This is a genomic window from uncultured Senegalimassilia sp., assembly GCF_934632265.1.
In the GTDB taxonomy this organism is placed as follows: domain Bacteria; phylum Actinomycetota; class Coriobacteriia; order Coriobacteriales; family Eggerthellaceae; genus Senegalimassilia.
In genome coordinates, this window is the sequence record NZ_CAKTYH010000007.1 from 1 (window position 1) to 19,211 (window position 19,211).

The following is a 19,211-nucleotide window of genomic DNA, read 5'->3' on the forward strand; positions in this document are numbered from 1 at the left end:
CGCTTCCGCGCTCGCCGAGCTCGAGGGCGCGCAGGAGGGGCTGCTCGTGCTCGACGAGGTGCTTGACGCGCTTTCGAAGGGGCTTGTCGACGAGGCGCTCGTGGACCGCGCGCTCGATATGTCCGCGCGCGGCGTCGAAGTAGCGCTCACCGGGCGCGCGCCTTCCCGCAAGATCGTGGAGAAGGCCGACTACATAACCGAGATGCGGTGCGAGAAACACCCCTACGATCAGGGGATATGTGCAAGGGAAGGAGTGGAGTACTAGATGGATTCCAAGGAGATGGCGCCCGGCGACATCGAGCGGCGCAGCTTCGAGATCATCACCGAAGAGCTCGGCGGCCGCACGTTCCCGGCGCTCGAAGAGCCCGTCGTGAAGCGCGTCATCCACACCACTGCTGACTTCTCGTACGCCGATTCCCTCGTGTTCACCCATGACGCCGCGCACTGTGCGCTCGACGCACTGCGCGCAGGGGCCACGGTGCTCACCGACACGAACATGGCGCTCGCAGGCATAAGCAAGCCCGCGCTCGCGAAGCTCGGCTGCAAGGCCGTGTGTTACATGGCCGACCCTGGTGTCGCCGCGGCTGCGCGCGCCGCGGGCACGACTCGCGCCGTTGCGAGCATGGACAAAGCTTGCGGCATCGAGGGTCCGCTCATCGTGGCCGTCGGCAACGCTCCCACAGCACTTCTGCGCCTCGCCGAGCTCATGGACGCGGGGAAGATCGCGCCCGCGCTCGTCGTTGGGGTGCCGGTCGGGTTTGTGAACGTGGTCGAGGCGAAAGAGGAGCTGCTCGCGCGACGCGTGCCGGCCATCGTCACGAGGGGTCGCAAGGGCGGCTCGACCGTGGCGGCCGCCATTATGAACGCGCTGCTCTACCAGATCACGCGCCCAGGCGGCCCGAAGTGACGGCGCCCGCATCCGCGCCGGCGCTGCGCATCTTTGCCGGCACCACCGAGGGCCGCCTTCTGTGCGAATGGGCGAGCGGGGCGGGCATCCCCGCCCGTGCCTACGCGGCAACCGAGTACGGAGGCGAGCTTTTGGGCGAGCTTCCGGGCATCGAGGTGCATGCGGGCAGGCTCGACGAGGCCGACATGGAGCGCGAGCTTTCCGGCGCGCGCATCGTCGTCGACGCCACGCACCCCTTCGCTACGCTCGCAAGCGGCAACATCCGGGCCGCTTCGCTCGCCGTGGGTGCACGATGCCTGCGCCTTGCGCGCTCGGCCGAGGCGCTGCCCAAAGGCGTCGTGTCGGTCGCGTCGATCGCCTGCGCGGCGCGCTTTCTCTCCGAGAACTCGGGTCGCGCGCTTCTCACGACGGGGAGCAAGGAGCTTGCTCCCTACACGCGCGTCGCCGATTTCGCGGAGCGCTTCTTCGTGCGTGTGCTCCCGCTGCCCGGCGCTATAACGAAGTGCATCGACGCGGGGTTTTCGCCGTCGCACGTCATCGGCATGCAGGGGCCCTTCACCCGCGAGTTCAACGAGGCGATGCTTCGGCAGGTGGGCGCCCAGTGGCTTGTGACCAAGGACTCGGGAACCGTAGGCGGCACGGCCGAGAAGCTCGCCGCCGCGCGCGACGTGGGAGCGCGCTGCATCGTGGTCGCCCGTCCCGCCGAGGGAGGCGGGGCCCTTTCGCTTCGGGAAGTGGAAGACGCGCTCTTACGGGAGTTCGCGCGCTAGACGCCCGCCGCGCCTGCGCGCCCTCCCGCCCGCGTGGGGGTGTTCCTATGGATCTGTCAAGAGGGATTCGCCCTTTCGATGGGCGTTTTTGGCAATGCTGATACAGGCCCTGCCGGGCCTGCGATCTCCGCCGGCCGTTAGGTTGCGTACGGAACCTTGTCCCCCATGATCGCGTAAATGACAACGACGGGGTCTTCCCTTTTGGGATGATTAGCCTGGTATCCGAGAGCCTAATCCCAAAAGGGAAGATTTTGCAACTTGTATGCCCCTTTGCCAAGAGAAGCTGGTTGCCATATGGGGTAAGTAATCTTTTCCGCTTGAAGGCTTTCCTGTTCGCGTTGGGCTTATCGCTGGGGGAGTGCCTCCCGTTTTTGAAGCGAAGAGCCGGTCGTTATTCGGCTAGCGCATGCACCCCGCGACTTCTGGGCGGTTTCGCAGGAAATAGGCGCCGATTTTGTCATGGTTCTGGACTTCTGTGCGGTTTCCGGCGGCAGCTGTTCGCCGTCGGGTCCGCCGACCTGGGAAAACGTCGGCGCGCTGCGGCGTTTCGGGCTGATTCGGCCTGCGAAACCGCCCAGAAGTCGTGAGCTGGATTCGCGGGGTGCAAGGGGCGAGGCGGATGCCAAAGGATGCGCCTCGCGTGGGAGGTCTCGCGTGCGTGAACAGGGGATGAAGGTGCGTTCGCTTCGCTTTAGGAACCGATTGCCGGCTACGACTCGTTCAGCGCGGGGAACGCGTTAGGCGGCAGCTCCTCCAAGTCGCCTGCATCTGCCCACACCATCCTGTCATCCGCGTCTGTGTCGGTAAGCTCGATGAGGTGGATTGCGCTAGTCTTCCCGTCGTCGAACTCGACGACAGTGCCAATTCGATTGGTGGACCTGATCAGTACCTTCGAATATTCCGCAATCATCTTCTGCCCTTCGCCTTTCTGGGATAAGGGTGACAAGGTGCGGGTTCTTTTTGCCCGCCTCAATCGCCCAGGCGTAACGACCTTTGCTCGCTTGGTGATTCCCGGCTCCATGATAATGCTTATCGGCATGCCGTTGCCGGCGCGCCAAAAGCACGCTCCTCAACATATCCAACCCCAGCCAATCGAAAGCGCCCTGGTCCGTTGCTGCCCTTTGGTGCCCTGACTGTGCCCTTAGCACGGGTGTGGTCCGGCCGGTACATTCTTCTACAGAGACAGCGTCAGGTGGGGCTTCCCGCGACCGTCTCTGTAAGGAATCGTCGGCACGTAGGGAAGGAGCAGCAATGGCAGAGAAGATAACCAAGCCCAAGTCGTTGGCCTCGAAGCAGGACGTGGAGCAAGCCCTGCTATGGCTTGACGCAAACCTCGAGAAGTTTGGGGAGAAGGGCATAAGCATCAGCAACAGAAAGCTCTTCGCCCCCAAGCGCCTGGTGCAGAAGCTCACGGGCTTCCTCTGGGCGCGACAGTGCACCCAGTTCGAGGACACCCACGTCATCGTCTCGCCGTTCCTCGGGGAGCTCGAAGCTTCAACGGCGCAGGACATGATTGTGCAGGACATCGAGTATGCCGGTCTGGTCGCTTACGCGGACGAGGTCGTGGCGGCCGCGGAATCCTTCTGCGTCTCGGCTCGGGAAAACGCCCGCCGCCGCTTGGAGGAGGCGCAGGTCCCGGTCGAGGTCGATGAGGCAAACCTTGCCGGTTTGAGCGAAGTCGATCGCGCTTCGGTGAAGCTTCACGACGAAACCGTCGCGCGCGGCCGCCTGTTGGCCCAGTCCGCAAGCGCGGCCGCTGACGCAGATGAGTGGGCCTCGCTGCTCGATCGTGCCCGAAAGCTCGCCGAGCGCGTCGAGGCAAGCGTCGAGGCCGCAAAAAGCTACGTGAAGGCCAATTACCAGCGTCAGGGTTGTGCCCACCTGAAGTGGGCGCTGAAGAGCCGCGCGCGCAAACTGGAGCCGCCGTACATGCTCCCAGGCGTGCTGGGCAATAAGGACGATATCGAGGAGGCGTGGCAATGACCATCAAAGAGCTGATATCGGGCCGAAAGAGCCCCAAAGTGCCGACGTACTTCGGAAAAGGCCAGGTCATTTCCGAGAATGAGCTTCGCAAGTCGTCTTTCGGCATCAGCTTCGACCTTCCCGCCGAGCCCGACTATGAGGCGCTCCGTGATCGTCAAATCACCCAATCCGGGAGGTATGAGGCCTTCCACAGCAGCGGAACCGGCATCTTTGCGGAGGAGATGGCCGCCCTGCTCGACCTTCATCTGGCGCAGATCGAAGAGGCTTACCGCCGCTACCTCGAGGCGCTCACAACCACCTACGCGGCGGAGCTTCACGTGATGAAACAGGATACGATCGGTGAAATGAGCCTGCTAAACAAAGGAGCCGCAAAATGAGGAAGCTTGCCGTTTTTGCCCTGTTGGGACTGCTCTGCCTGTCGAACGCCGCCCTTGATTACGCTGCGTTTTGCACCTTTTTGGACGTGAATCCGTTTCCGCTGTTTCAGGATTTCGGCGCAGATGGGGGAGGGGGTGCGGGCAGCCAAACGATGGCGATATTGATATCGCTCGCGCAGGCGCTTCTGCTCCTCGCATTGCCCTCGGTGGCTGCGCGCAAACTTGCGGCGAACGACAAGGCCGCCAGCATCGTGTGCCTTTCGCTTGCCGGGCTCGTCGCGGCTTTTGCGGCGACGCTGCGCGCGGTGACCGAGGCGGGCGCCGGAGCCACCGGCATCGACGGCTCGACCATGGGCATCTCGCCCTCCCTGATCTGCTTCTGCCTAATCATGCTTGCGGCCGCGGGCGGCGAGGCGGTGCTCAGCTTCCTGTACGAGACCATCAAGCTTCAGCAGGCAGCGAACAGCTTCCGCGCCCAGGCAGAGCGTATCCAGCTCATGGAGGAAGCGCTTCCCGAGCACGTGGCTGCCGCGACCGACATAGCCATCGCCGCAGCGAAGCAGTCGGCCGCCGCGGCATCGGCTGGCAACGAGGCGGTCTTCCAGGAGCTGCTGGGCAAATCTGGCGAACTTCAGAACGCCTTCATCGGCTACGTCTCAGCGATCGACGACGCTCGAGATGCCGCCACGGCTGCCATCAGCGAAAAGCTCGAGAACTTCGAGGCAAACCTCAAGAAGATGCGCGACTTGCACCTGGAGAAGCTGCAGCCGCGCGATGTCGCAGCCGGCAATGCCGGCGAATAGGCCGACCCGCAAAACCCCGCCTAATCGATGAAGAACGGAGAACACGTCATGAACAGCATTAGCAAGACCTCTGCCGGCACTGGTATCCTCACCGGCACTGGCGTCCGCACCCGCGCCCACGTCCGCGTTCGCGCCCGCACCGCTGCCAGCGCCCGCACCTTCGCCAGCGCCCACGCCCGCAACCACATCCTCACCTGGACCTTCGCCCTGCTCCTAGCATCGACATCCTCCCTCTTCGCCGGATGCTCGGGCTCGTCGAGCGACGTTCCCGGCCACTACTCCATCTCTGAGCAGTCGATCAGCGCGTCCGAATCCGCAAACCCCCAGGACGTGATCATCGTCACCGCCGCATCCCAAGGTCAGGCGTTCAAGCTGCCGGTAAGCGCGCTGTCCCATGCGATGGCCGCCATCGAGAGCGAGTCGTACGTCGGGTACCTGGTGCCCGACGGCTCCGACCTACGCGGCATGGTCTACGCCGGCACGAAGAACTCGGAGCGCGCCAAGAAAGACGAGCTCTCGTCGTTCAAGGCGGACTACCTGCGCGCGGCCTGCGACGCCCGCGACGCAACGGGGCGCATCGACCTGTTAGCCTCCATGAACAAGGCGGCGGGCCAGCTCAACGCCCGATCCGGCGACGGCGCCAAGACCCTCTGCGTCGTGTCGAGCGGGCTCGCGAACACGGGGTTGCTGGCGACAAGCCAGGAGCTGCTGGCCGCCGATTCGCAGGGCACCATCGAGCAGCTTCGCGCCCTCGGCGCCATCTCGGATTACAGCGGCATCACCGTGATCTTCTACGGGTTGGGCCAGAGCACCGGGGACCAGGCGATCCCGGCCAGTGCGAAGAAGTCGCTCGAAAACCTCTACACGGGCATCGTGAACGCCGGCGGCGGCAAGGCCGTCGTCGCCACCGATGCGCTCGAGGCCCTCGGTTGCGACGACGAGCTGCCCGACACGGGCATCGTGGACCTGCGCGCGGACTCCCTCGACATCCCCGCCCTGGCCAAAGGCGAATCGACCCAGATCGTGCTCGACTCGGCCGTGCTCACCTTCAAGGGGGATAGCGCCGAGTATGCGGACGAAGCGCAAAGCGCCAACGTGCTGAGCCAGATCGCGCAGGCCGCGATGGGAGGGGGGTACAAGGTGGCGGTCGAGGGGTACACGGCGGACAGCCCTTCGCGCAGCGACGAGTTCCTCAAGGCGCTGTCACAAAACCGCGCAAACGCCGTGGCGGATTCCCTGTCCTCGCTCGGCGTCCCGGCAGGGAACGTCACGGCCACGGGCCGCGGCAGCGAAGGCTCAAGTTCCATGGCGTCCGGCAGCTTCAACGAGTCCCAGGCCCAGGTGGACCGCCGCGTCGTGATCACGCTCGCAAACGCCGCATAACGCGCCAGCTAGAGGCAAGGTCTATACATGCGGAAGGAGGCAACAGTGAACAACGAAACGAGAAAGCCGGCACGCCGGATACTGGCCAACGGCAGCGGCCGTCCCGTGTATGTGCAGCACCCCTCGTTCACCTCGCCTGTGGTCAAGGTGGGCAAGGGGTGTTCCATCGCCCTTGTCAATGGGAACCGCATCACGGGCAGCCCGCAGGAGAGATGGCTCGGCGTCTCCATCTCGTAGGCGGTTTTGCGGGTGTGGCCCGCTGCAGCTCTCGATTGGAAGCGTGAACGTGAAGGCGCGGGGCTGCAGGTGTGGCCGACGTCGCGCCCCTCAGTGGGAAACGAAGACGTGAAGGGTACGGGGCGCAAACATGGTGCGCCGTCGCGTTCCCCAACGGGAAGCGTGAACGTGAAGGGCGTAGAGGGCGCAAACATGCCCTGTTGTCGCGTTTCCCAGCGACATGTTCGCCGGCGGTAACAGCCTGACGCAGCCGGATTTTCCCGACCGCAGCGGTCTGCCCAGCTCAACGATGTAGAATCCTAATCATCACCTTGATCGACGAATGCTGCGTGGAAGGAACCTGAGATGGGCAAAAGCCTGATAACCGGCGGCGGCGCCCCCAACGAAGCGAGCGGATCCCGGGATGACGGCGCCGCGCAGCGCCGGAGCACACCTGCGAAAGGCTTCGCGCCCAACGTCATCCTTAGCTCGGCTCTGGCCGATGACGGCGGAGCCCGTCTTTCCAGCGCCAGATTCTTCCTGGATGCCGATCAAGGTGCGTTTTGCGGCGGCCAAGGCGCGCTAAGGAAGGTCTGGACGGAGGACGGAAAGGCGTTCGCGCTGAAGACGTTCGCCTCGTACGAGGCTGCCCTTACCGAATGGCGCGCTCTTCAGGATTACCGCAATTTCGCGCTTTTGCCCGAGGGAAGGTTCTTCGGCATCGTGGAGTCCTGCGACGACGCGAGCATCGTCGAGGCCCCTTGCATCGTGATGGAATGGATTGACGGCGTTTCACTTTCCCAGCACCTTATCGACAATGGGCCGATGACCGTCGAGCAGGTCCTAGGCACTTTGGCGAAGGTCGTTGAGTTCAGCGCGTTTGCTTGGGACGGCGCTCGGAACAGGCTGGTTCACCACGATATCAAACCGGACAACATCCTCATCGAGTCCGTTGATGGCGGGCTGCGTCCGAGGCTCGTTGACTTCGGTATTTCCTACGCGCCGGACGAGGAAGCCCCTGCTTTGGCAACGCAGGGTTTTGCGCCTCCGGAGCTGTTCTTCTCCGAGGATGGCGACTCGGCCCAAAGCGACGACAGCTATTCGATAGCGGCGACCCTTCTGGTTGCGCTGACGGGCAAAACCGCCATGTTTGGCGGCATTGAGATCTGCAAGTTCCCAGCTTACGGGGTCTTTCAAGACGGGGAAAGCGGCGAACTTCGCTATGACCAGGGCTGGACGGACGAGCACGAGAACCGTCTTCTCGATGAGAAGCCCGAACTTCGTGCCGAGCTCAAAAGCTGCTATGTTAGGAACCTGCGTCGGCAGAGCCTCGTTTTGACCGAGGAGGAGATGAATTCCTTTGCGCATGAACGGGAAGGCGAAAAGGTCGATGCGCTTCGCAAAGCGGTCCGGGAATCCCTTTCCGGCACGTATGGGAAAAGGGTCACGGAGCAAGAGCTTGATCGCTGCCTGAAGCGCGCCTACGATGCCATGGACAGGAAGATAAAGCACTGCCTTTCCGCCTGTTTGAACGTCGTGCGTGCCGAAAGGCCCACGTCAGCCGAGTTGAAGGCCACGCTTCCGCTTGATGCTCAGGCGTACTTTCATGAGCTGCAGATCATCGCGGTCGCCAACGCCCTCGGCGGGCGCGAGAGCGGAAGCGCGCTGGCGGAAGCAAGCGCCGCCGCGATCGATCTCGGCGAGGATTCGGTCCTGAAAGCGCTCGACGATTACAACAGCGGCCGCTACAGCAGTTGCCTTCCCGTGTTCGACAAGATCATGCGAACGGGCGGCAGCCACAGCGCCATCTACAACATCGCCGTCATGGCGCGCGACGATTACGCCGGCGCCGGCCAGCTGTATTCTGACCAAGATATCGTCCAGATGATGGCCGAAGCGGCCAATGCGGGCAACCTGCTTGCGCAAAACTGGTACGGTCGCGTTTTGGTGGGCAAATTCGAAGAAGGTGAGCCTGACCTGCGCAAAAGAACCGTCCACGACGCCGACGGCAACAGGATCCGGGTCGATATGGACATCACGCCGAATGTGGAGCTCGGCCTCAAGTATGTGCGCGAGTCCGCCCGAGACGATCGCGAGCAGGGGCGGCAGGGCTTCCACTTCGCAAAGAAATGGCTTGCCGAGAACAAGGAATGGATCAGGGAAAACGGCTACGAGTAGCGTGGCTTTCTAGGGTTCGGAGGAAAAACCGTGGCGATCTACTCTAATCAGATCATCGATATGCTGTCTTGGCTTGGGGAAACGTGTCCGAATTCCAAATATGCCTCCAACGAGAAGATTTATGAGCTCATGGGCCTGGACAGGGACCAGGGCAGGCGCGCGTACAACAAGAAGATGGACGGTTTTGCGGGCTTTCCTTTGGATTATCGGTTCGATGAAGGCATCGCAAATGCGCTCTTGGAAATCGCGGGAACGTTCAATTGCCCCGAGGAGTTCGCAAATGCCCTTGATGCCTATCTTAAAGAAAAGGAAATGACGATTGAGGGGCTCGACGACGCAGCCAAGTCCTTCAAGAAGTGCGCGTGGGCCTACAATGAATTAACCGGGAAGGAAAGGATCATCGGCAAAGCCCGCAAAACTCAGCGATGCGAGGACGACGTCGATAAGAAAAGCGTTGGCGAAGAGCTCTTCAAAGAGAAAATCGTCGACCCGATCCTCAATCAGTGCTTGAGGTATCTTTCTCCCGAAGAGCGCAATAAGCGCCTGGATAAGAAGCTGGGGATGGTAACCGGCGGCGCTCCTGGCACTTGTGCGCGCGAAGGCGCTGCCGCGGGGCTTCCCAAGCTTGTCCTTACGATAGGGGTCTACGATGACTGCAAGCAGGACGTTATCAAGCCGAAGGAGGTCGTCGTCAGCCCCCCTAAGGACGGCGTGATCGGAATAGGCCACTGTTTTGAAGCGGGGGTGCGAATGGTCCCGTTCGGGGAGGGGACTGACAGCCGTCGCTGGTCGGTGCCTTTCGAGGGGAAGGCGTACAGTGCGGCGCGCGGCGTGTTCGCTTTCCCGAAGCGGAAGGTAGGCGGCGTGAACAAAGACGGGGACAAGATTTCCGACGACCCCGTCTCGCGTTATCACTGTGTCTTGGTGTACAGCGAGCGGAATCGTCTCTGGCAGCTGTTCGACCTGGAAACCAGCAACGGAACTCTGGTCAAAAGGACCGATGAAGTCGGTTCGGAATCCTTCCTTATCGCAGGTCTGGGGGCTAACAACAAGAATGTCGCTTATGAGGTCGTGGGCGTTCCCGCCGGCAAGATACCGCTTGAGGCCATTGCGGAGCGCACGGGCGCAGGCATAGGCGATGACGCCGCCGACTTCGCTTCATGCGGCGTGCCCGTCAAGGAAGGCGACGAGATATGCCTGGGGTTCCGGATCGTCGAGAACGAGGACGGTTCGCTCGGGTTCGGCCCGCGGAACAAATCCTGCATCGTCAAGATCACGGAGCTAGTCTAGCCGCCGCCCGCCATTGCGGCTGTGTGGGGTGCCAGGCGATCGGGCGCGATTCCGATTCCGGCCGCCAGGGTTCGTGGGGCTTGCGACGCATCAGGCTTGCGGAAGGCGATCGGGCGCGATTCCCTTCCCTCGGCAGAAGCCGTTTCTGCCCTCATGACGAGCGCCGGTCCGACAATGGCGACGGACCGGCGCTCGTTTTGCCGCGAACCAGATTTGCCCGGGAGGCGGGGAGGCGGAGGGCAAAAAGCTAGAGGGCAAACCCTATGGGTTGCTTCGAGGGTAGGCGGAAATCCTTGTCCTCTAACGCGCTGGCAACCTCTTCTGCCCTGATCACGTGGTCAAGCAAACCGTTGGCTTTCTTGACTACGGCATGGTCGAGGATCTTGCGCATCGTTCGCGCGCTGGCGAAATCCTCAAGGGCCATGATCGACGGCATCTTGTCTTCCAGGCACTTCATAGCCGCCTCATCGACTTCGAACCTGCGCTCCTTTGCCATCTTCTTGAATATGCTCAAGAGCTGGTCAGGGCTGTATTCGTCGAATTCGATCTCGAAGCCGATTCGGCCCGTAAGCCCCGGGTTGTGACGCACGAAATCGCGCATCTCGTCCGGGTATCCCGCAAGGATCACGATCACCTGCTCGCGCTGCTCCTCCATCAGCTGGTTGATGGCATCGATGGCTTCCTGGCCGTGGGACGACCCGTCGGTAGCCGGCGCTTGGCGGCTCAAACGGTAGGCTTCGTCGATGAACAGGATGCCGCCCTCCGCCTTGTCGAAGATGTTCTTAACCAGGCGAGGCGTTTCGCCAACATATTGGCTGACCAGGTCGTTTGCCGATGCGTTCACGAACACGCCCTTGCCGGACGTGACGCCGGCGCGGTCGTATTCCTCGAGCAGCGCGTGCGCAACCGTGGTTTTGCCCACGCCCGGAGGGCCGACGAACATCATGTGCAGCGAATCTACGGCTTGCCTGCCATACGCTTCCGCGATCATCGCGATGGACTTGATCGTCTTGATCTGGCGCTCAAGGCCGATGTAGGCGTCAAGCAGGTTTTTCGCGCTTTTGAGCATGATGTCCTCGCGGGTAATCGAGTGGTTCTTGGGGTCGATCGAGTTCACCCGGGCCGCGGCGCGCAGCGCCTTCTTGTCGGAAAGGCATACTTTGAGGGGCAGGCACGTCACTTCGCCTTCGTCGAATATGTCCCTGATGTCGTTCTCCGGCGAGCCTTTTGAGACGAAGGGCAAAACGATCTTGTCGTTTTGGAGTTTTGCGTGCCCGAATTCGATTCGGTTGCCCTGCCTCAGAAGAAGGTTGCAGGCGAGAACCGTCGACCCCCAGTCGATCTCGGGGCCGGGCAATTCGATCGAACCGATGTAGTATTTGCTGTTCATGGTGTTCACGCCCTTTACGGCGCATGGCGAGCCGCCGCCAAGCGCCGCGGTCGAAAGGCCTACAGAAGGTCGAGCAACTTGGCGATTCCCTGGTTGGACCGCGGGAAGCGAGTGCCGTCGATCTCATCGAAGTGATCCTGGATAAAGGTTTTGCACTCTTCGATGAAGCGGTCCATCGCCTCATCATCGGGGTAGTCTCGCGTCCAGGTTTGCATGTAGGACGTTTCCCCGTCGCGAAGATCCACCTTCACCGGGATGAACGCGGGGTCGGTCTTCTGCTTCTCGGCTATGTCCAGCGCGAAGCGGATGGCTTCGCCGTCCGGCTTTTGCTTGACAAGGCCGACGCGCGCCCACACGCGGGAGACGGACTCCTTTTCGTTGCGCTCGTCCAGGATGTTGACCGTGAAGGTCTTCCCTTCTACCTCGAAACGGCCGGAATATTCGGTCTTGCTTTTCGGGCGGATCTCGGCGGACTTGCAGGTGAAGTACGGGATGTCGTCGTAGCTGGAAATGATCATCGTTCTCTCCGTTCGTGGTGTTTGACGTGGGGTTTAGTCGAGAAGCTCGTTGCGCAGGGCGCGGAGCAGGCCTCCGGCGCTGCCGGGGCCGGACTCGATGGCCTCATCAAGCGGAACGCCCTGATTGACGCTACGGAATGAATCGGCGTGATTGTTCACGTAGCTGGCGGCCAAGGAGACCGCGCGGTCGACGGATTCGCCGTCGGCCAGGTCTCGCTCGATTTGCAGGATGACCTCGCCATCGGGCGAAAAGCCATACGTGCCGACCTTCTGGATCCATCCGCCGAGATGGTTCATAAGGGCCATCAGCGCGACATCGGTCTCGCCTGTTGCGAAAACCCCGGTTTTTGCGGTGACGCACACCGAGCTTTCCCCAATAGGCTTTAGCGCGACGGCCGTGCCCTTGCAAAACGTCGACCAGCCCTCCTCCTCCGCCTTGAAATACAAATCGCTGTTTTCGAGAACTTCTTCTACCATGTGGCTGTTCTTCATGCCTTTTCCTTCCTCTGGTGCCAACGATCCGTTGTAGAGACGATCGCGGGAGACCCGCCCGATCGCTATCTCTGTAGAAGAATTTATCGGGCGGGTCATAGCCGGACCAGGGCAGCATCAGGGCACCAAAGGGCAGGGGATGTTGACGGGAGCGTCGGGGCAGAGTTGCGGGTTGCGTCCGCGTCCGCGTTTGCGTTTGCGTTGAAGGCTTCCGCGACTTTGCTCGCGGACGCGTCCCTGCGACTTCTGGGCGGTTTTGCAGAAAATGAGCCCCAATTTTGCCGTGGTTCCGGACTTCTGGGTGGTTTTCCGCAGGTGTTATGCGGCTCCGATTCCGCTGACCTGGGAAAACGCTGGCGCTGCGTAGCCTTTCGGGCCGAATCCGCCTGCAAAACCGCCCAGAAGTTGTGAGCGGGGTTTGCGAGACGCAAGGGTGTTCGGGCGTTGGGCTCAAATTCGACGGCACCATCGGTTACGATGTCATCAAGGAAGAGCTCGCCTGCATCGCCAGCACGCTCCGACAGGCTGAGTAAGCAGGGGGCGGAGATGCGTTCACGATGGCGGGGGTGTTCAGGCGCGCGCCCGACCTTCCGTGCAAGCTCGAGCAGGGGACGGAGGTGCGTTCAGGTGTTCGGGGGTCGTCTTTCGTCGAGTTTTTCCCTGAGCATACCTTTGTCCCCTGTTCACTCCCGTCTTTGTTCCCTGTTCGCGAACGGAGGCATTACCATCGCCATTGCGGACAAAAATGCTAGCATCATCGCTGCCGTCAACAACGCGGGGAAACGCATGAGGAGGAATGGCCGTGTATCGCAGGTGTACCGATGGGGTACCGCATCCGCCGTTGGCGAGCGAATATGAGGGCGCCGACTCCGGCGGGGTCCCCGACCTGTTCGTGAGCATGCCGGCCACCTGTCGCGATGTGAGCGACGAGCTGCTGGACTTCATGTGGTACCGGGGGATGTCCATCCCCGAGGTCGCGACGGCGGCCGGCATTTCGGAGCAGGCAGCCGAGGACCTGATCCAGAAGGGGAAGGGAACGTCCGCCGACCTTTTCGCGCTGTGCGATGCGTTGCGCGTCGAGCTGTTTTCGCTCCCTGGCGACGACGAGTTTGAGAGGGGCATGGAATGAGGGAGGCGTACGCGTGGCTGCAGAATCGCCTGGTCGGACGCTTCTTTGAGGGCCCTGACGGCGTGACCCGGTTCGAATACGCCCCGGAAGCTTCCGCACCCATCAGCCTTTCGCTGCCGCTCGACGGTTCTTGGCATGCCGATGCCCCGGGCGCGTTCTTGGACGGCCTGCTGCCGGACAACGATAGCGAACGCGAGGCGATGCGGCTCTGGTTCGGCGCGGCATCGGCTGACCCGCTCGACCTTCTTGTGGCAACGGACACGACGGGCGGGTTGTGCTTCACGTCGGTTCCTGAGCTGGGAGAAATCACGTCCCAGGCCCGTGAGTTCGCAAGGGAAAAGGACATCGCGATCAAGGTTTACCGGCTCGGTCGCGGCTGGACGGCGTGGCAGTCCGATGACCGCCGCAGCCGTTTTGCCCTTGCCGGTTCGCAGGGCAAATTCGCTTTGGAGCGGTTCGACGACCGCTGGACCTGGCCGAACGCCAAACACCCTTCGACCCACATTGTGAAGCCGTCCCATGAGCGCTTTTGCGGCGTTCCGTTGGTGGAGGACGCGACCATGCATCTTGCGGCCGCGTGCGGGCTGGACGCCGCAAGGTCGTTTGTGCGGCCGTTCGGCGAAGACCAGGCTTACGTCGTCGAAAGGTTCGATCGCGAGGTTTGCGCCGGCGGGCGGGTCCGGCGCATCCATGTCGAGGACTTCACGCAGGCGCCGGGCATTTCGCGGCATGCGAAGTATTCCGTGACTGTTGCCGACGCGTTTGCCCTGCTGAAGAGGCAGCCCAACGGCAGTTCGTTGGTGAGGGAGTGGGCAAAGCAGCTCGTCTTCAACACGCTGGTGGGGAATTGCGACGCGCACGGCAAGAACTACAGCCTGTTTTTGCGGCCAGACGGAAGCGTGGATTTGTGCCCCCTCTACGACGCCCTTTGCACGCGAGTGTGGCAAGAAACCAGCGATTTGCTGGCCATGCCGATCAATTCCAAGAAGCGGGCAAGCGAGCTGTCCCTATCCGACTGGGCGGCGGAAGCAGCGATATCGGGGATTTGCGAAGATGGCCTCGTTGGGACGGTGGAGGTCATCGCCGCGCAAATCGCAACGCACGCGCCCACTGTTCTGGCTGAATGCCCAGATTGGATAAGGGAGGCGATGACCGCGGCGATCGCCGCCGACAACCAGCGACTGTTCCAGGAGCTGGGATTGCGATTTGAAGGGTGATTGCCCGCAACGGCGATGCGGGCGATCACGCGTATGGCTGGTGAAGCCGGTGATTGCTGCGCATTGCAGATGTAGCGAGTTTCGGAAATGATTGAGGTATGCCCTGCAAAACCGCCCAGAAGTCGCGAGCAGCGTTTGCGTCAATCGCATTGCGACTTGCACGCTTCGGCGATTCATGTACCAATACTTTCGCTTTAAGCTTCATCGTTCAAAATACTTAATATTCCTGATATTGAGACAATATTAAGTATTTTGTATACTCGGGCTACTAAGGCAAATATCAAGTATTTTGAACGGCGGCACAGCATGTGGACTAACGCTTACTCATATGAGGCCATCGGCGAGTTCCTGCGGGAGGCGCGCAGGGCGCGCGGCATTACGCAGGTTGAGATGGCGAAAAAGCTCGGCTTCTCGTCGGTCACGCTCTCGGCGCTCGAGACGGGCAAGAACGTGTCGGCGATCAAGGTCGATCGCTACCTGCAGCAGCTGGGTTTTCGCATGGTGATCGTGCCCAAGGGCGCAGACGTGGAGGTGACCGAATGAGGCAACTCGACGTTTATTTGGGAGAAAGCCTGATTGGACGCATCGTCGAGAACCGCAAGGGCGGGCGCTTCGAGTACGAGCAATCGATCGTTGGTAAACTCGCTGGCCGGCCGGTGCTCTCAATGGCGTTTCCCGCAAAAGTCCGCCCGTTCGGCGAGGCGAAAGCCTCCGCCTGGTTCAACGGCCTGCTTCCCGAGGGAAACCGCCGCGACGAGGTTTGCAGGAGCCTTGGCGTGTTGCCGTATGACTGGGTTCCATGCGCGTGAACGGGGTGATAGACCCCGGGAAGCTTACGCGGGCCGATGTCGTCGCCGAGGCCGTTTCCTGGGGGCTTGGCGCGGCGGACGTTGAGTCGGTCGTCGATTGCGCGCTTCGGAATCTTGAGGAGGGCATTCGGGCCGCATCAATGGCTTATCCGGCCGCTGCAGCCCGCCATGAGGCAAATGCGCTGGAAAGGATTCGCAAGCTGAAAGGGGACATCCGGCCTTGAGATGGTGTTGACCTTGGTGAACAGGGGACGGAGAGGTGCTCAGGGAGATTCTGAACACGCCTCCGTCCCCTGTTCGCGTTGGCCGCCGTCGCTCGGCTTCGCCCTTTCGCCTTACAGCCCCCAGCGGGCGTATTCTAGGTAGCCGGCTACGCTGTAGTGGTCTGCCCAGTCGTCGGCCGGGGAGCCTTCTCCGCCGACGATCCCGAGGAAGCCGTTCTCGACCTTTTCGCCCTTCTCGTTCACCACCAGGGCGTACCAGTGGCCGTATTCGTGCGCAGGTTTGCGCAGTTGGCAGGCGAGCGTCAGCTTGGGTTCGCCCTTTTTGCGGAAGAACGCGCCTTTCTCGTTGAGCTTTTTGATGAGCGTGCCGTCAAGCCAGAAGCAGATGAACGGCGCCTCGAACGCATCGGTGAGCGCCCCGGCCTCGCTGTTGTACACGTAGCAGAACAGCGCGCGGTCGCGCGAGCGGGCGAGCAAGTCTACCTCGCTGTCCTTGAGCTTGAACTCGACCACGGCGAACGCGCCGGGGCGGCTCGGGTTCTCGCTTACGGTGGTCACCGCCGTCTTGACCTGGAAAAAGAACGTTTCAGGTGCCGTGCCGGGCTTCTCAAGCTGCTGCTTGAGGTTCAGCGACACCACGTCGATGCCCATGTCTGCGGGCGGGCGAAGCGCGTCCAAGCCGTTGCGGTACAGCGAGCTCATCAGCTGATACTCGCCGGTGTATCCGTTGTAAAGCAGGTTGTAGAAATCTTGCGCCACGTGCTGCTCCTCCTTTTGATTCGAACGGTTAGATTCTAGCGTTGGGTCGCGCGGTTGCTTGCGAGAAGTTGGCGGTTTTGACCCGTTGAGCAGGGTAGGGAAGCGGGTGTTCGGGGGACGGCGATTGTCCGCCGCGGTGCTCAGATCGATTGCGCCGATGTGCTTAGGAGGATCTTGGCGAAGCGGTTAAAAGCTCCCTTGCTGTCGTCTGCCGTAGGCTTCGGTTTTTCGGGTATGGGCTGGGAGCAGCGGCATTCGGCCTAGGATGTGTTCGCACCGTCCATTGCTTTCAGCCTCGCAGATACGGGGCAAGGACGTTGGCGCACTCCTTCGCCATGAGGTTTGCGCGTTTGAGGACTTTTGTGCGCAGGTCGTCGTCGAGTAGGACGATTTGCGTGATGAGCGCCTTCGCGATCTGCAGCTCGTCGAGCCATGGTTCATCTTCCCAGAGGTCCTTCAACGCATCCGTGGCGTCAAGGGCCTTGGCGTATTGCGCGTCCGACGACTTGGCCAGCGCGCCTTCCTTGTTGTTGCGAATCTCCCAGACGAAGGCGCACGCGGGGTTCCCGACCTGGGTGTGCGCCTTCACCGAGCGGTTGTCCGGATGGGCTGCCGCTCGCGGGTTGGTCCGCGCGAGGTATGCGGCGCGGCTCGGCAGCGCAGCTGAGATTTGCCCCGTGATCGCGAGCAGCTCCTCGGCGTGCGCGCAATACACGTCGCAAACCTGGAACGGGGTTCTGCGCTCGGCTTCGACAAGTTGCTTGTCCGGCGCGCTCCATGTGTTGTCTACGCGGACGGCGTTTGTCTGGGCGATACGCTCGCTCAGGCTTTTACGGCCTGTCGTTTCGTTTGGGTTTGTGGGTGCGTCTGATTCGCTTGGACTTGCGTGCACGTTTGTCTCGCTCGGATTTGCGTGTTCGTTTGTTTTGTTCGAGCTTTTGCGGACGATTTGCTCGCTCGGGCTTTTGCGGGCGTCCTCTTCTCCCGGATTTGCGCGATTCGTTTCGCAGGGGCTTTTGCGCACGTTCATTTCGCTCATCCTCGCTCCTTCCTTAGGCTGCGGCGCCGGAATCGCCGTCCAGGTTGTCGGCAATGAACAACGTATCGACCCAGATCTCGTCGTCCGGCTCCGGCGGGGGAAGGAAGTCGAGGTCGTCTTCGCAGATTGAAAACGCCTTGCGGTTCTCCGGCGCTTCCCAGGTTGCGACGGCTCCGCAATCCTCGGGCGCTTCGCCATCGGCGGCAGCTTCGAAATCCTCGGATACTTCCCAGGTTGCGGATGCCTCGCGATTCGCAATAGCTTCGCAGTATGCGGGCGCTTTGAGGTTTGCGGCGAGTTCGCGATTTGCGGACGATTTGCGGGTTGCGGCTGCTCCGCGGTTCCCGGGCGCTCCGCAATTCGCAACCGCTTCCCAATCCCCGGGCGCCTCGCAGCTCGCGACAAACTCGCGATACCGCGGATGCTGCTCGAGCGCATAGGCGGGTTCGCACATGCCGCGGCGGCCGCGTTCGAATAACCACCAGTTTCCGGCCGGCGTCTCAAGCAGCGTCGAGGGAAACTTGTTGGCGCGCAGCGCGAAATACTTCGCCGTCCGCTCGTCTTGGAAGCCCAGCACCAGGTGGCGGTCGCAGTTGCCGATGATCGAGTTCGCCACGGCCTGGTCGTATCGCGCCTCAAGCTGGCTGACCGTTTGGCAGATGATGGTGCAGCTGACCTCGCGGCTGCGGATGACGGAAAGCACGTCGTCGAAGCCGGGCAGCGTCAGGTTCGCAAAATCGTCCAACATGAAGCGAACGGGCACGAGCAGCCGGCCGCCATCGCATCGCGTGTCCGCGAAATCGCACAGGCTTGAGAATGCCTGGCGCACGAAAAGGCTGGTCAGAGGCGCCAAACTGCGGTCCATGTCGTCCATGGTCACGAACAGCGCGCGCCGTTCGCGCCCAAGGTCGCAAAAGTCGATTTGCTGCACCTTGCGAAACGATGCAAGCGCGCCGTCGAACGTCAACGGCAGCAGGTTTGCGGCGATGATGCCCATGATGCTCGAGTGCATCTTGTCGGCGCGCGCCGTGCTCCTTGCGCGGCGGAACAGCGAAGCCGCGTAGCTATCGGGGTCCTGCTTGGAAAGGTCGGCGAACAGCGCTTCGGCATTGCCTTCGCACGCCTGCTCGTACACGCTCACCACCGATGCCATGTTCCATTCGCGATCGGGCAGCGCCTCGAACACATAGGCGATGTAGCTGGCAACGTAGTTGGCCGCCGCGCCCGCCCAGAACGGGTCGTCGCCCATGTCCGCACGGGGGAACAGCGCGCTGGCGATTGCGATGATGTCCTGCGCAAGAGGGCGACCTTTGCGCCAGCGAACGTGGTGAAGCGGGTCGTAGCCGATCTCGCCGTCCATGGTGGTGAAGTCAAGGCGGTCGACGATGTACCCGTTGGCCCGCAAATACGGCGCCATCTCGTCATATAGGCGGCCCTTGGAGTCGAGCACGATGTAGGAACCCTCGCACTGCAGCAGGTTGGGCTTCAGGAAACTGCGCGTTTTGCCCGAGCCGGAACAGCCCAGAACGAGCACGTTGTTGTTGAGGCCGGTCGCCCACGAGTCCATGCTCGCGGCGTGTCCGGAGGTGAGGATAAGCTGCCCCGCGTAGGCGGCGCGGGCATTCGCACGGTTGTCTATCATGGTTGCTTTCGCTTTCTGCTACAGGTTTGCGCGGGTGAATGGTGGGGTTGGGGAAGGGGTTGTTGCGCTCGCGGCAGGCGGAGGA

21 protein-coding genes are annotated in these 19,211 nt (G+C 61.9%); 14 read left to right on the forward strand and 7 right to left on the reverse strand.

The window, feature by feature from the left end; all coding sequences use genetic code 11:
* The 3 genes from Q0H50_RS01260 to cobK all read left to right on the forward strand — a co-directional run.
* Positions 1 to 265, forward strand: a 265-nt coding sequence (locus tag Q0H50_RS01260) for a cob(I)yrinic acid a,c-diamide adenosyltransferase (protein ID WP_294418448.1), incomplete at its 5' end; no start/stop codon positions are given.
* On the forward strand, positions 266 to 907 hold the full coding sequence (locus Q0H50_RS01265; protein ID WP_294418450.1) for a precorrin-8X methylmutase: 642 nt from the start codon (positions 266 to 268) through the stop codon (positions 905 to 907).
* On the forward strand, positions 904 to 1,677 hold the full coding sequence (gene cobK, locus Q0H50_RS01270; protein ID WP_294418451.1) for a precorrin-6A reductase: 774 nt from the start codon (positions 904 to 906) through the stop codon (positions 1,675 to 1,677). Before Q0H50_RS01265 ends, cobK begins: the two co-directional genes overlap by 4 nt.
* 709 nt (positions 1,678 to 2,386) lie before the next feature.
* Here cobK and Q0H50_RS01275 read toward each other — a convergent pair.
* Positions 2,387 to 2,587: a hypothetical protein gene (locus Q0H50_RS01275; protein ID WP_294418453.1), complete on the reverse strand. Its 201-nt coding sequence runs from the start codon at positions 2,585 to 2,587 to the stop codon at positions 2,387 to 2,389.
* A 341-nt stretch (positions 2,588 to 2,928) separates the two neighbouring features.
* On the opposite strand from Q0H50_RS01275, the gene Q0H50_RS01280 reads away from it, so the two are divergent.
* The 7 genes from Q0H50_RS01280 (at position 2,929) to Q0H50_RS01310 (ending at position 9,907) form a co-directional block, all read left to right on the forward strand.
* Positions 2,929 to 3,660, forward strand: coding sequence for a hypothetical protein (locus tag Q0H50_RS01280; RefSeq protein ID WP_294418454.1), 732 nt, complete (start codon positions 2,929 to 2,931; stop codon positions 3,658 to 3,660).
* The gene (locus tag Q0H50_RS01285) at positions 3,657 to 4,037 is read left to right on the forward strand and encodes a hypothetical protein (RefSeq protein WP_294418456.1); all 381 of its coding nucleotides are present in this window, start codon (positions 3,657 to 3,659) and stop codon (positions 4,035 to 4,037) included. The genes Q0H50_RS01280 and Q0H50_RS01285 overlap by 4 nt, the downstream gene beginning before the upstream one ends.
* Positions 4,034 to 4,840 carry a hypothetical protein gene (locus Q0H50_RS01290; protein WP_294418458.1) on the forward strand — a complete coding sequence of 269 codons (807 nt, stop codon included), beginning with the start codon at positions 4,034 to 4,036 and terminating at the stop codon, positions 4,838 to 4,840. Before Q0H50_RS01285 ends, Q0H50_RS01290 begins: the two co-directional genes overlap by 4 nt.
* Positions 4,841 to 4,888: 48 nt before the next feature.
* Complete coding sequence (locus Q0H50_RS01295; RefSeq protein ID WP_294418461.1) at positions 4,889 to 6,223, forward strand: OmpA family protein; 1,335 nt, start codon at positions 4,889 to 4,891, stop codon at positions 6,221 to 6,223.
* 45 nt (positions 6,224 to 6,268) lie between these two features.
* The gene (locus tag Q0H50_RS01300) at positions 6,269 to 6,460 is read left to right on the forward strand and encodes a hypothetical protein (protein ID WP_294418463.1); all 192 of its coding nucleotides are present in this window, start codon (positions 6,269 to 6,271) and stop codon (positions 6,458 to 6,460) included.
* 345 nt (positions 6,461 to 6,805) lie between these two features.
* A complete protein-coding gene (locus tag Q0H50_RS01305) occupies positions 6,806 to 8,617 on the forward strand; it encodes a hypothetical protein (protein WP_294418464.1) in 1,812 nt (603 codons plus the stop codon).
* 30 nt (positions 8,618 to 8,647) lie between these two features.
* A complete protein-coding gene (locus Q0H50_RS01310) occupies positions 8,648 to 9,907 on the forward strand; it encodes an FHA domain-containing protein (protein ID WP_294418468.1) in 1,260 nt (419 codons plus the stop codon).
* A gap of 247 nt (positions 9,908 to 10,154) precedes the next feature.
* Here Q0H50_RS01310 and Q0H50_RS01315 read toward each other — a convergent pair whose 3' ends face one another.
* From Q0H50_RS01315 to Q0H50_RS01325, 3 genes are read right to left on the reverse strand one after another with little or no spacing between them, the layout of a single operon-like run.
* Positions 10,155 to 11,297, reverse strand: coding sequence for an AAA family ATPase (locus Q0H50_RS01315; protein ID WP_294418471.1), 1,143 nt, complete (start codon positions 11,295 to 11,297; stop codon positions 10,155 to 10,157).
* Positions 11,298 to 11,356: 59 nt separating this feature from the next.
* The gene (locus Q0H50_RS01320) at positions 11,357 to 11,815 is read right to left on the reverse strand and encodes a hypothetical protein (protein ID WP_294418474.1); all 459 of its coding nucleotides are present in this window, start codon (positions 11,813 to 11,815) and stop codon (positions 11,357 to 11,359) included.
* 33 nt (positions 11,816 to 11,848) lie between these two features.
* The gene (locus tag Q0H50_RS01325; RefSeq protein ID WP_294418476.1) at positions 11,849 to 12,307 is read right to left on the reverse strand and encodes a hypothetical protein; all 459 of its coding nucleotides are present in this window, start codon (positions 12,305 to 12,307) and stop codon (positions 11,849 to 11,851) included.
* Between the two features lie 802 nt (positions 12,308 to 13,109).
* On the opposite strand from Q0H50_RS01325, the gene Q0H50_RS01330 reads away from it, so the two are divergent.
* From Q0H50_RS01330 to Q0H50_RS01345, 4 genes are all read left to right on the forward strand, one after another.
* The gene (locus tag Q0H50_RS01330) at positions 13,110 to 13,436 is read left to right on the forward strand and encodes a hypothetical protein (protein WP_294418478.1); all 327 of its coding nucleotides are present in this window, start codon (positions 13,110 to 13,112) and stop codon (positions 13,434 to 13,436) included.
* Positions 13,433 to 14,653, forward strand: coding sequence for a HipA domain-containing protein (locus Q0H50_RS01335; protein ID WP_294418480.1), 1,221 nt, complete (start codon positions 13,433 to 13,435; stop codon positions 14,651 to 14,653). The genes Q0H50_RS01330 and Q0H50_RS01335 overlap by 4 nt, the downstream gene beginning before the upstream one ends.
* 306 nt (positions 14,654 to 14,959) lie before the next feature.
* The gene (locus tag Q0H50_RS01340; RefSeq protein WP_294418481.1) at positions 14,960 to 15,196 is read left to right on the forward strand and encodes a helix-turn-helix transcriptional regulator; all 237 of its coding nucleotides are present in this window, start codon (positions 14,960 to 14,962) and stop codon (positions 15,194 to 15,196) included.
* Positions 15,193 to 15,462, forward strand: coding sequence for a HipA N-terminal domain-containing protein (locus tag Q0H50_RS01345; RefSeq protein WP_294418483.1), 270 nt, complete (start codon positions 15,193 to 15,195; stop codon positions 15,460 to 15,462). Before Q0H50_RS01340 ends, Q0H50_RS01345 begins: the two co-directional genes overlap by 4 nt.
* Before the next feature lie 335 nt (positions 15,463 to 15,797).
* Here Q0H50_RS01345 and Q0H50_RS01350 read toward each other — a convergent pair whose 3' ends face one another.
* The 3 genes from Q0H50_RS01350 to Q0H50_RS01360 all read right to left on the reverse strand — a co-directional run bounded on the left by Q0H50_RS01350 (position 15,798) and on the right by Q0H50_RS01360 (position 19,126).
* On the reverse strand, positions 15,798 to 16,445 hold the full coding sequence (locus Q0H50_RS01350) for a hypothetical protein (RefSeq protein WP_294418486.1): 648 nt from the start codon (positions 16,443 to 16,445) through the stop codon (positions 15,798 to 15,800).
* 289 nt (positions 16,446 to 16,734) lie between these two features.
* Positions 16,735 to 17,484, reverse strand: a complete 750-nt coding sequence (locus Q0H50_RS01355) for a hypothetical protein (protein ID WP_294418488.1) — start codon at positions 17,482 to 17,484, stop codon at positions 16,735 to 16,737.
* A 13-nt stretch (positions 17,485 to 17,497) separates the two neighbouring features.
* Complete coding sequence (locus Q0H50_RS01360; protein ID WP_294418490.1) at positions 17,498 to 19,126, reverse strand: VirD4-like conjugal transfer protein, CD1115 family; 1,629 nt, start codon at positions 19,124 to 19,126, stop codon at positions 17,498 to 17,500.
* Positions 19,127 to 19,211 lie beyond the last annotated feature (85 nt).